The following is an 11,582-nucleotide window of genomic DNA, read 5'->3' on the forward strand; positions in this document are numbered from 1 at the left end:
GCGACGAAGGGAGCAGGATGCTCGTCGCATTCTCCGTAGCACCCGGCACTGCCGGTCCGGATGGGTCCGTCCACGACGCCGTCGCAGCCGCAGTGCGCGTCGTCCGCGAGAGCGGGCTGCCGCACCGCACCGACGCGATGTTCACGACGATCGAGGGCGAGTGGGACGAGGTGTTCGCCTGCGTGCGACGCGCGACCGACGCCGTCCTCGCGCTCAGCCCGCGTGCATCCCTCGTCCTCAAGGCCGACATCCGACCCGGTTGGACCGGCGAGCTCGACGGCAAGGTCGACAGGCTCGAGCACGCCCTGGAGGGGGACGCATGAGGAGCGAGCTGTTCGCCGAGGCGAACCAGGAGGTCCAGTCGACCGAGCGCTGGGTGAAGCAGTCGAGCAAGATGCTGCGCATCAGTGTCGGCGGTGGGGGCGACGTGCTGGCCGCGAAGGGCGCGATGGTCGCCTACCAGGGCCAGGTGGAGTTCCAGCACGAGGGCGCCGGTGCCGCACGGATGCTGAAGAAGCTCGTCACGGGCGAGGGTGCGCCGCTCATGCGCATCCGCGGCCAGGGCGAGGTGTTCCTGGCGCGGGACGCGGCCAACGTGTTCACCGTGCAGCTCGAGAACGAGGGCCTGTCGGTGAGCGGCAAGAACCTGCTCGCGTTCGACCCGAGCCTGCAGTGGGACATCAAGATGCTGCGCAGCGGCAACGTCATGGCGGGCGGGCTGTTCAACCTCGAGCTCGGCGGCGTCGGCACGGTCGGCATCTCGTGCGAGGGCAACCCGATGCTGCTCGACTGCTCGCGCCAGCCCACCTTCGTCGACCCGAACGCGGCCGTGTGCTGGTCGTCGAACCTGCAGCCGAGCGTCGTGAACAGCATGAACATGCGCTCGCTGCTGCGCGGCGGCACGGGCGAGGCGTTCCAGCTCGCCTTCCACGGCCCGGGCTTCGTCGTCGTGCAGCCGAGCGAGGGCCGGCAGCAGGTCTCCGGATCGAACGGCGGCGGGAGCACCGGCGGCGGCTTGGGCGGGCTGTTCGAGTAGCCCCTCAGGCGCGCTCCCCGCGCGCCGCCCACGCGAGCGCGCGCACCTCGAACGGCGGCTCCGGCAGCAGCTCGCCGCAGCGCTCGCGGAGGCGTTCGCGCGCCGCGGCATCGAGGCCGGCGACGTGGTCGCCGGCGGGTCCGACGCCGAGCTCGAACGGCGCCCACCAGGACGCGACGTCGGCGAAGGACACCGTGACCGCGATCGGCTCCTCGCGCGGGTCGCGGACGCCGGCCTCCGCCAGGACGCGCGTCAGGTCGCCGCGGTGCGAGCCGGTCCTCGGCGCCTCCGAGGGCGGCTCCCCCGGTTCGGTGTGCAGCGAGGCGACGGCGGCCCAGAAGGTGCCCAGCGGACCGGTGGCGTGATCCCAGACGCACGCGGCGACGGTGCCACCGGGCCGGGTGACGCGAGCCATCTCGCGGATGCCCCGCACGGGGTCGTGCATGAAGTGCACGACGAGCTGCGCGAGCGCACCGTCGAAGGCGCCGTCGTCGAACGGCAGCGACTCGGCGGCCGCCTCGCGCACGTCGACGCCCGGGTGCCGCTGCCGCACCGCCGCGACGAAGCTCGGGGACGGGTCGATCGCGGTGGGGATCGCGCCGCGAGCGAGCAGCTCGCCCGTCAGCGCGCCCGGGCCGCAGCCCACGTCGAGCACCGCCGATCCCGTGCCGGTCGCGCCGATCCCGGCGAAGTCGGCGAACACGGCCGCGAGCGGCATCGAGAACCTGCCCATGAACCGGTCGTACGACTCGGCCGAGACCGCGAAGCCCATACGCAGAGGCTACGCCGCGCAGAGATGCACCGGAGACGCAGAAGAGGCCCCCTTGCGGGGGCCTCTTCGTGTGCCGCAGTTCGCGGACTTCTGTTGCGGGGACAGGATTTGAACCTGCGACCTCCGGGTTATGAGCCCGGCGAGCTACCGAGCTGCTCCACCCCGCGGCACGAGATGAAACGTTACCAGGGGCCGGGCCGCGGGGCAAATCGTCAGGGCGCGGTGGTCTCCTCGGGCGCGGGCGCGTCGCCCGCTCCCTCGGCCGGGGCCTCCTCTGCGGGAGCGCCCTCGGCGGGCGCGGCCTCGCCCTCGATCTGCGCCGACAGCTCGATCGCCTGCGCGAGCGCGGCGGTCAGCCGCTCGTCGGCCTCTGCCGCCGCCACCAGGTCGTTCTCGGCGTAGGCCGCCTGACGCTCCTGGAGCGCCGCGCCGGCCTGCGAGATCGCCGCGTCGAGCTGCGCCTGCAGGTCCGTCTCGGGTGCCGGCTGCTCGCCGGTGCCCGGGGTGGGCACCGGGTCGACCTCGGAGTCGCCCGCCTCGGCGCCGGAGTCGCCACCGAAGAGCGAGTCGAGCGCCTGGTCGAGGGTGTCCTCGAACGCGATGTCATCGCCGAACGCGACCAGGATCTTGCGGAGCACCGGGAACGACGTGGCGCCCGTCGACTGCAGGTACACGGGCTGCACGTACAGCAGGCCGCCACCGACCGGGAGCGTCAGCAGGTTGCCGTTGAGCACCTCGGTGGAGCCCTGCTGCAGGATGTTGAGCACCTGCGAGACCTCGGCGTCGGTGTCGAAGTTGTTCTGCACCTGGCCGGGACCGGGGATCGACCCCTCCTTCGGGAGCATCTGCAGCGTGAGCTTGCCGTAGTCCTCGCTCACCTCGCCGGCCGTGCCGCCCGCATCGGCGTTCACCGAGAGGTAGCCGTACAGCACCTCGCGGCCGTCGCGCGGGATGAACGTCGAGTAGAGGGTGAACGCCGGATCGTTGCCGTCGACCGACATCGTTAGGTAGTACGGCGGCTGCGGCGGCGCCTCGACGTTCGCGTTCGACCACGTCGGGTCCGACGGCGTCGCCCACTGGTCGTCGCCGGAGAAGAAGGTCGCCGGGTTGGTGACGTGGTAGTCGCCGAGCACGTTGCGCTGCAGCTTGAACATGTCGGCCGGGTAGCGCACGTGGCTCATCAGCTCGCCCGACATGGCGCTCATCGGCTGCACCGTCGCCGGGTAGATCTCCATCCACGCCTGCAGGATCGGGTCCTCCGGGTTCCACGCGTACAGCGTCACCGAGCCGTCGTACGCATCCACCACGGCCTTCACCGAGTTGCGCATGTAGTTGACGATGTCGCCGGCGGTCAGCTCGGGGTTCGCGTTCGTGACGTCGGCGATCGTCTGCGCGATCGACCGGTGCGACGAGTACGGGTACATCGACGTGGTCGTCATGCCGTCGACGATCCAGACGAGCCGCTGGTCGACGACCGCCGGGTACGGGTCGCTGTCGAGCGTGAGGTACGGCGCGACGGCTGCGACGCGGTCGCGCGGGTTGCGGTCGTAGAGGATCTGCGAGTCGTCCGTCACGGCGTCCGACAGGATGATCTGCTCCGACTGGAACTTCAGCGCGTAGACGAGCCGGTTGATGAAGGTGTCGAGCTTCGGCCCGCCGTCGCCCGCGAACGTGGTGTTCGCGTTGCCGCTGCCCTCCTCGGCCGATCGCGGGTAGTCGAGCTCGAGCGGCGCGGAGCCCTCGGCGCCGCCGACGATCGAGTAGTCGGGCGTCGACTCGCCGAAGTACACGCGCGGCTGGTACTCGCCGAGCGCGCCCTGCGTCGGGATGCCCTGCTGCAGGAAGACGGGCTGCCCCTCGGGTCCGCGCTGGTTGCCGTAGGCGGCGACGACGCCGTAGCCGTGCGTGTAGACGATGTGGCGGTTGTACCAGCTGTCCTCCTCGAGCCCCGAGAGGTCGAGCTCGCGGACGGCGATGACGGTGTCCTGGGTCTGGCCCTCGATCTCGTACCGGTCGACGTCGAGCTGCTCGGCGAAGCCGTAGTACTGGCGGTACTCCTGCAGGTTGGCGAACGCGTCGGTCACGAGTGCAGGGTCGATGATGCGGATGTTCGCGGTCGTCGCCGCATCCTCGCGCAGCGCTCCGGGCTCGGCGTCGGTGCGCGCATCCGACTCGGTCTCGACCATGCCGTCGACATCCCACGCCGCGCGCGTGGCGTCGATGTTGCGCTGGATGAAGGGCTCCTCGAGCGTCCTGGCGCTCGGGTCGACCTGGAAGCGCTGCACGATCGCGGGGTACGCGACCCCCACGACGAGCGACGCGGCGATGAGCAGCGCGGTGCCGACGATCGCGATGCGCCAGCGGCCGATGATCGCGGTGACGATGAAGAAGAGGGCAACGAGCCCGGCGATGCCGGCGAGGATCTGGGCACCGGGGATGGTCGCGTTCACCTCGGTGTAGCCGGCGCCGCTGTTGAGGAAGCCCTGCGCGTCGGTCGCGAGCGCGGCGTACTGGCCGAGCCAGATCGAGACGCCCAGCGCGAGCATGTAGAGCGCGGCGATGACGGCGAGCTGGATGCGCGCGGAGCGGGAGATGCGGAACTCGCGGCCCGTCACGCGGATCGCGCCGTAGAGGTAGGCGGTCGCGAGCGAGGCGGCGCCACAGATGAACAGCACCGCGAGCGCGAAGCCGACGATCTGCTGGTAGAACGGCAGCTCGAAGACGTAGAAGCCGATGTCGAAGCCGAACTGCGGGTCGGCCTCACCGAACGGCTTGCGGTGCAGCCACAGCTGCGCCGTCTCCCACTGCGAGGCGGAGGCGATGCCCGCGAAGAGGCCCAGCACCACGGGGGCCGCCCACATCCCCACCTGGCGCAGCGGCTCGACGAGCTCCTGGTAGCGGTCGAGCTGGGAGTTCAGCTGCGCGTAGACCGGCCGCGAGCGGAACGCGATCTGCACGCTGAGCGCGAGCGGCACCGCCATGCCGATGAAGCCGATCAGGAACATCACGGCCATCGAGAGCCAGCGCGTCTGCAGCACCTGCACGAAGCCGAGCTGGTCGAACCAGAGCACATCGGCGTAGAAGCCCGAGAAGAGGACGAACGCCCCGATGAGGGCCGCCACGATGAGGATCGTGATCAGCAGCGGCGAGGGGCGCTGCCTCCTCGTCGTCGCTGCAGGCGGTCGTTCGGCGGTGGAAGACACGGGGATCAGCTCCAGGGTGCGGTGCGGGCGGTGCGCTCATGGTATCCGCCGAGGCTATGAGCCGGACCCGGCCCCGGATGCCTCACGGCTCGCAGGTCGGCAGCCCCGAGGTGTCCCCATTCATGGCCACGGCGTCGATCGCCGTGATGGCCTCGTCGAGCGTGTCGACGGCGAACACGGTGAGCCCTGGCGGCACATGGCCGGCGACCTGTCCGCAGTTCTCGACCGGTGCCAGGAAGTGCGTCGCGCCCGACTCGACCGCCCCGTGCATCTTCTGCACGACGCCGCCGATGGGACCGACGTCGCCGAGCGCCGAGATCGTGCCGGTGCCCGCCCAGCGGGTGCCTGCCGTCATGGCGCCCGGCGTGAGCTCGTCGACGATGCCGAGCGCGAACATCATGCCGGCGCTCGGGCCGCCCACGTTGGGCAGCTGGATGTCGACCTGGAACGGGAAGCCGAACTCGTTCGACGGGTAGATGCCGACGATCTTCTGCTCGCCCTCGACGGCCGGCGTCACCTCGACGGTGAGCGGCTGCTCGCCGCGCCGGATGTCGAACGTGGTGGGCCCGTCGACGTCGGCGATGGATGCGCGGATCGAGTACACGTCGTACGCCTCCTCGCCGTTGACGCGCAGGATGCGGTCGCCCTCGCGCAGCACGCCCTCGGCGGGCGATCCCGGGATGACGCCGGCGACGCGCACATCGCTGTCCACCTCGAAGCCCTCGTGCAGCAGCGCGGCGGCGACGGCCGCCGACTGCGAGTTCTCCATCTCGATGCGGCCGGCCTCGTTCGACTCCTCCACCGACACCTGCGGCGGGAAGGCGGCGTCCATGGGGATGATCGAGTCAGAGGGGTCGATGTACGCCTCCGCGACGTCGATCCACGTGAGCGGCCGCTGCCGGTTGCCGAGCAGCTTCACCGTCAGCAGGCGCAACTCGCCCTCGGTCGGGTAGGTCTGCACGCCCTCGATGCTGATGAGCGGCCCCTCGTCGGTGGCGCCGAGCGTGTCGAAGGTCGGCCCGGGGATCTCGACGACGTAGGGCGACGGCAGGAAGGCGAGCGCGAGCGACGACACCGCCGCGATGCCGAGCCCGACCCATCCGGCCCGGCGCACGCGACGCGGCCGCACGTCCGGGAACCGGTGCTGCACCGGGTGTTCGCGGACGGCGGAGGACGGGATGGGCGGATTCCCCGCGGGTTCCAACATGCTGCGGCTAGCGTAGTCGCATGCCTGAGGACTCCGAGGATCGACGCCCTGAGGACGAGCTGCGAGAGATGCTGCAGCGCTTCCTCTCGGGTGAGGGACCGATCGATCCGGCGCGCCTCGCGGGCGCGGCCGGGATGCCGTCGGACCCCGCGCAGCTGCAGGCGCTCATGGCCCAGCTGCAGGCGGCGCTCTCGCGCACGGAGGACGGCATCGACTGGGAGGCCGCGCGCCGCCAAGCCGCCGCCGTCGTGCAGCGCGACCCCGGCTCGGTGTCGAGCGCCGAGCGCGACGCGGTCCGTCAGGCCGCGGACCTCGCGGCGCTCTGGCTCGGCGAGACGACCGACATCGGCGCCGCCGCGACCGAGCTGCGGCTGCTGTCGCGGCAGCAGTGGGTCGACGCCACCATCCCCGTCTGGCAGGAGATGAGCGAGCCGGTCGCCAACAGCATCTCCGACGCGCTCACCGCCGCCATGCAGGAGCACGCGCCCGAGGAGGCGCAGGAGATGCTCGCGGGCGCGGAGCGCATCCTGCGCAGCGTCGGCGGCACCATGTTCGCGATGCAGCTCGGCAACGTCGTCGGCCAGCTCGCTGGCGAGACGGTCGCGGGCGGCGACTTCGGCTTCCCGCTGCTCGACGGCGACGCGGCGCTGCTGCCCGTCAACCTGCGAGCGGTCGCCGAGGGGCTCGAGATTCCCGAGGACCAGGTGCGCATCTGGATGGCGGTGCGCGAGCTCGCCCACGCGCGGCTCTTCCACCACGCCCGCTGGCTGCGGCTGCACGTGCTGTCCTCCGTGCGCGAGTACGCCGAGGGCATCCGCATCGACGTCGACCGCCTCGAGGAGCTCGCCGAGTCGTTCGATCCCACGAACCCCGACGAGCTGCGCGAGGCGCTCAAGAGCGGCGCCCTCATCCCGCCGAAGACGCCCGAGCAGGTCGAGACGCTCGCCCGGCTCGAGACGACGATCGCGCTCATCGAGGGATGGGTCGACGCGGTCACCGAGGCGGCCACGGCTCGCCTGCCCAAGCGGGAAGCGATCGCCGAGATGGTGCGCCGCCGGCGCGCGACCGGCGGTCCGGCCGAGAAGGCGTTCGGCACGCTCGTCGGCCTCGAGATCCGCCCGCGCAGGCTGCGGGAGGCCGCCGCCTTCTGGCGCACGGTGACGGATGCCGTGGGCGCCGAGACGCGCGACTCGCTGTGGGACCAGCCCGACCTGATGCCGGGCGCCGACGACATCGACGACCCCTCGCGCGTCATCGCGCGCCTGCAGGGCGTCGGCGAGCTCGACGAGATGGACCTGGCGCTGCAGGAGCTGCTCGACGACGCGGAGCGCGAGGACGGCGCGGGCCCCGCCCCCGCCGCCGGCGAGGCGCCGGAGGGCGACCCCGACGAGCCCGAGGACGGCGCGCCCCCTTCCGCTGGTTGAGCCGCTCCGCGCCGAAGGCGCCCCTCCGCTGGTTGAGCCGCTCCGCGCCGAAGGCCCTCTCCGCTGGTTGAGCCGCTCCGCGCCGAAGGCCCCCTCCGCTGGTTGAGCCGCTCCGCGCCGAAGGCGCAGAGCGTGTCGAAACCACAGTCACCGGCCGGGCGGCCTCGACACGGTCAGCGCGCTGCGCGCGCGGACCGGCTCGACCAGCGGGATGGCCGCGACACGCCCTCCGCTGGTTGAGCCGCTCCGCGCCGAAGGCGCAGAGCGCGTCGAAACCACAGTTCCACCGAGCGGGCGGCCTCGACACGGTCAGCGCGCTGCGCGCGCGGACCGGCTCGACCAGCGGGATGGCCGCGACACCCCCTCCGCTGGTTGAGCCGCTCCGCGCCGAAGGCGCCCCTCCGCCGGTTGAGCCGCTCCGCGCCGAAGGCGCAGAGCGCGTCGAAACCACAGTTCACCGAGCGGGCGGTCTCGACACGGTCAGCGCGCTGCGCGCGCGGACCGGCTCGACCAGCGGGATGGCTGCGACACCCCTTCCGCTGGTTGAGCCGCTCCGCGCCGAAGGCGCAGAGCGTGTCGAAACCCCCGTTCCACGCGCCGAGGGTCGCCTGTGGACAGCCGCCGACGCCGAACGCCGCGCGGGCGCACCATGCCGCCATGCTGCGACTCGACCCGCACCTCGCCGTCTTCCGCACCGCCCCCGACCGCATCGCCATCGGCGCGCAGCAGCCGGTCGCCGAGCTCGAGGCTGACGAGCCGACGCTGCGCGGCATCGCCGCGCTGACGCGGGGCGTCGTGCGCCGCGAGCTCGAGCACCTGCTGGGCGACGAGCCGGCAGCGGCGCTGCTGCGCGCTGTCGAACCGGCGCTCATCGACCCTCCCCCGGCGCTCGCCGTGCGCGTGCGCGGTCGCATCCCGCTCGCCGGCGCGCTGCACCGCGCTGCCCGGCAGGCCGGGCATCCCGCGGGCGACGCGCTCATCGTGCCGGTCGCGCCGTGGCGCTTGCCCGACGCCGAGCTCGAGCGCCTGACCGAGGCAGGGGTCGCCCACCTGCCCGTGGTCGTCGGCGACGTCTGGGTGCAGGTCGGGCCGTTCGTGCCGACGGGCGCCCGCTGCCCCGACTGCGCCCGGCAGGACGCCGCGCGTCAGGATGCGACCGTGCTGCTGCCCGGGCACCTGACGCCCGTGCCCAGTCAGATCGCGGCGGCGCAGACGGTCGTGACGGTGCTCGGCGCGCTGCGGCGGGTGAGCGGCGCGGCGCTGCCGACCGGTTGGGGCGCGCGCATCCGGCAGCGCGACGCGGCGGTCAGCGCCGTGCGGCGGTCCCGGGCGCGATGCCCCCACCGATCTCTGCCAGGAACCGCGATGGCTGCCTGACGGAGTGGCCGGAGTGCTTCGCCCAGGTGAGCGACAGCGAGCGCTGCGCGCGCGTGATGGCGACGTAGAGCAGGCGCCGCTCCTCGTCGATCTCGGCGAGCGTCGTCGCGTGCGAGACGGGCAGCAGCCCCTCGGCGAGCCCGATGACGTGCACGTGCTGCCACTCGAGGCCCTTGGCGGCGTGGATGGTCGCGATCGTGACCGCTGCGAGGGTCGGCTCGTGCTCGGTCGCGGCCCGGCGCTGCAGGTCCTGCGCGAAGCCGGGCAGGTCGGTGCCGCCCGCCTCCTCCGCGAGCGTCACGAGGGCGTGCAGCGCATCCCACTGCGCCCGCTCCTCGCCGTGCGTGGCCGGCGGCTCCGCGCTGTAGCCGAGCCCCATGACGATGTCGGCGACGGCCTGGAAGAGCGGCCGGCCGTCGGCGGGTGCGCTGCGCAGCATGAGCACCGCGCGCTTGACGACCGGGATCTCGAAGAACCGCGTCGAGCCGCGCACCGTCGACGACAGCCCGACACCCGCGAGCGCCTGTTCGAGCAGCCCCGCTTGCGCGTGGAAGCGGGTCAGCACGGCGATCTGGCCGGGGTCTGCGCCCGCGTCGACCTGGGCGCGGCACGCGGCGGCGACGGCCGCTGCCTCGGCGGAGTCGTTGCCGTGCACCGAGACCGACGGCTCCCTGCCGGGCTCGCCCGACGCCGCGGTCAGCGTCAGCGCGTCACGGCCCCTCATGAGCCGGTTCGCGCAGCCGACGATCGCCGCCGTCGACCGGTACGAGCGCTCGAGCCGCACCACCTCCGCGTCGGGGTGGTCGTGCACGAAGCGGTTGAGGCTCGCCGGGTCGGCGCCCGCGAACGAGTAGATCGTCTGGCTCGGGTCGCCCACGACGCACACGTCGCGGCGCTCGCCGAGCCACGCGGCCAGCAGCCGCTGCTGCATCGGCGAGACGTCCTGGTACTCGTCGACCGTGAAGTGCCGGTAGCGCGAGCGGATCTCGTCGGCCACGACGGGCTCGCGCTCGAGCATGCCAGTGGTGGCGAGCAGCACGTCCTCGAAGTCGATCTGTCGCCGCTCGTCCTTCACCCGCTCGTACGCCATGTGCAGGTCGATCATCGCCTCGGGCTGGATGCCGGTCGGCATGGGGCGGATGCGTGCCTGCAGCCCGTAGTCCTCCATGGTCATGGCCTGCGACTTGCGCCACTCGATCTCGCCGGCGGCGTCGCGCAGCTGTGCGGTCGGCAGGCGCAGTCGCAGCTGCGCGGCCGCGTCGGCGAGCAGCGACGCCTTCTGCGGCAGCAGCTTCGGCATGTTCGAGCCGGTCACGCGCGGCCAGAAGTGCGACAGCTGCGCGAGGGCGGCGGCGTGGAACGTGCGCGCCTGCACGCGACCGGCCCCGAGCCTCGCGAGCCGCGTGCGCATCTCGCCCGCCGCGCGGCTCGTGAAGGTGAGCGCGAGCGACGCGTGCTCGGCCTGCTCGCCGGTCGCGACCGCGTAGGCGATGCGGTGGGTGATCGCGCGCGTCTTGCCCGTGCCAGCGCCCGCGAGGATCGCGACCGGTCCGCCGAGCGTCGTCGCCGCCTGCCGCTGCTGCTCGTCGAGGCCGGCGAGGATGCGGTCGGCGTCGGTGACCGCCTGATCCGTCACGACCGTGGTCCCTCGCCCCGCGCGAGCCAGGCGTCTATGATCCACGCCGCAATCGACGTGCGGCCGGGCAGCCGCACCGCGCCGGCGCGCAGCTCGTCGCGCGTGAACCAGCGCACGTCGAGGATCTCGACGCCGTCGGGGCGGATGGCCTCGGTGTCGTCGGCGACGCACTCGAAGCCGATCATGAGGCTGCGCGGGAACGGCCACGGCTGCGAGCCGAGGTAGCGCGGCTCGACCACCGTGAGCCCGGTCTCCTCGTGCACCTCGCGCACGACGGCCGCCTCGAGCGACTCGCCGGGGTCGACGAAGCCCGCGATGAGCGAGTAGCGGCCCTCGGGCCACGCGGCGTTGTGGCCGAGCAGGATGCGCTCGTCGGCGCGGTCGTGGATCGCGACGATCACCGCGGGGTCGGTGCGGGGGAAGTGGGCGCCGCCGCTCGCGTCGCGGCGCACCCAGCCGGACTCCTCGAAGTCGGCGGGGCTGCCGTCGATCGGGCTGTGGTGGCTCTCGCGCTGCCAGACGCCGAGCGCGACGGCCTGCACGAGCGCGCCGGCGTCGGCGTCGTCGAGCTCGGCGCCCACCTCGCGCAGCGACCGCCACTCGGCGCCCGGCACGTCGAACGGCTCGGCGACGAGCAGCGACAGCACCACGCCGCCGCCCTGCGAGCTGCTCGCGCGGCCGAGCCAGCTGAGCGGCACGAGCGGGTCGACGGCGGCGTGCGCGGGGAGCCCGTCGGGCGGGAAGCGCACGAGCGCGCCGTCGCGGACGGGTGCGCGGTCGCCGGCGGTCACGACGATGCGCGTCGTCGGGTCCTCGAGGGCGCGCGCGACGGCACCCGGAGCGAGCCGCGCCGCGTGGTCGCGGTCGAGCGCCGATCTGGCGAGCGGGGGAACCTGCACGTCACCTCCGTCGCGTGGCGCGGCCACC

The 11,582-nt window shown here is 73.0% G+C and carries 9 protein-coding genes and 1 tRNA gene; 4 read left to right on the forward strand and 6 right to left on the reverse strand.

The genetic code is table 11. The annotated features are described in order from the left end of the window. The first annotated feature begins 17 nt into the window (after positions 1-17). Both ACLQ21_RS11420 and ACLQ21_RS11425 read left to right on the forward strand, forming a co-directional pair. Positions 18-323, forward strand: coding sequence for a thiamine-binding protein (locus ACLQ21_RS11420; RefSeq protein WP_425663767.1), 306 nt, complete (start codon positions 18-20; stop codon positions 321-323). After that, positions 320-1,036, forward strand: coding sequence for an AIM24 family protein (locus ACLQ21_RS11425; RefSeq protein WP_425663768.1), 717 nt, complete (start codon positions 320-322; stop codon positions 1,034-1,036). Before ACLQ21_RS11420 ends, ACLQ21_RS11425 begins: the two co-directional genes overlap by 4 nt. Positions 1,037-1,040: 4 nt before the next feature. Here ACLQ21_RS11425 and ACLQ21_RS11430 read toward each other — a convergent pair whose 3' ends face one another. The 4 genes from ACLQ21_RS11430 to ACLQ21_RS11445 form a co-directional block, all read right to left on the reverse strand. Beyond that, positions 1,041-1,808, reverse strand: a complete 768-nt coding sequence (locus ACLQ21_RS11430; RefSeq protein WP_425663770.1) for a class I SAM-dependent methyltransferase — start codon at positions 1,806-1,808, stop codon at positions 1,041-1,043. Between the two features lie 93 nt (positions 1,809-1,901). Then, a tRNA-Met gene (locus ACLQ21_RS11435) sits at positions 1,902-1,975 on the reverse strand. A gap of 45 nt (positions 1,976-2,020) precedes the next feature. Further along, a complete protein-coding gene (locus ACLQ21_RS11440) occupies positions 2,021-5,011 on the reverse strand; it encodes a UPF0182 family protein (protein ID WP_425663772.1) in 2,991 nt (996 codons plus the stop codon). A gap of 82 nt (positions 5,012-5,093) precedes the next feature. Next, entirely contained in the window at positions 5,094-6,218 is a 1,125-nt protein-coding gene (locus tag ACLQ21_RS11445; RefSeq protein ID WP_425663774.1) for a YlbL family protein, read from the reverse strand. Positions 6,219-6,238: 20 nt separating this feature from the next. Here ACLQ21_RS11445 and ACLQ21_RS11450 point away from each other — a divergent pair, with 20 nt between their 5' ends. Continuing rightward, the gene (locus ACLQ21_RS11450) at positions 6,239-7,642 is read left to right on the forward strand and encodes a zinc-dependent metalloprotease (protein WP_425663775.1); all 1,404 of its coding nucleotides are present in this window, start codon (positions 6,239-6,241) and stop codon (positions 7,640-7,642) included. A gap of 657 nt (positions 7,643-8,299) precedes the next feature. Continuing rightward, on the forward strand, positions 8,300-9,019 hold the full coding sequence (locus tag ACLQ21_RS11455; RefSeq protein WP_425663777.1) for a hypothetical protein: 720 nt from the start codon (positions 8,300-8,302) through the stop codon (positions 9,017-9,019). Here the strand turns inward: ACLQ21_RS11455 and ACLQ21_RS11460 are convergent. Together ACLQ21_RS11460 and nudC are read right to left on the reverse strand one after the other, a co-directional pair. Continuing rightward, positions 8,949-10,655 (reverse strand): ATP-dependent helicase, encoded by a 1,707-nt coding sequence (locus ACLQ21_RS11460; RefSeq protein WP_425663779.1) that lies wholly within the window; start codon positions 10,653-10,655, stop codon positions 8,949-8,951. The two genes, ACLQ21_RS11455 and ACLQ21_RS11460, sit on opposite strands and share 71 nt — an antisense overlap. Further along, complete coding sequence (gene nudC, locus ACLQ21_RS11465) at positions 10,652-11,554, reverse strand: NAD(+) diphosphatase (RefSeq protein WP_425663781.1); 903 nt, start codon at positions 11,552-11,554, stop codon at positions 10,652-10,654. Before nudC ends, ACLQ21_RS11460 begins: the two co-directional genes overlap by 4 nt. Between the last annotated feature and the right edge of the window lie 28 nt (positions 11,555-11,582).

The organism is Agrococcus sp. DT81.2, assembly GCF_049844935.1.
Lineage (GTDB): Bacteria > Actinomycetota > Actinomycetes > Actinomycetales > Microbacteriaceae > Agrococcus.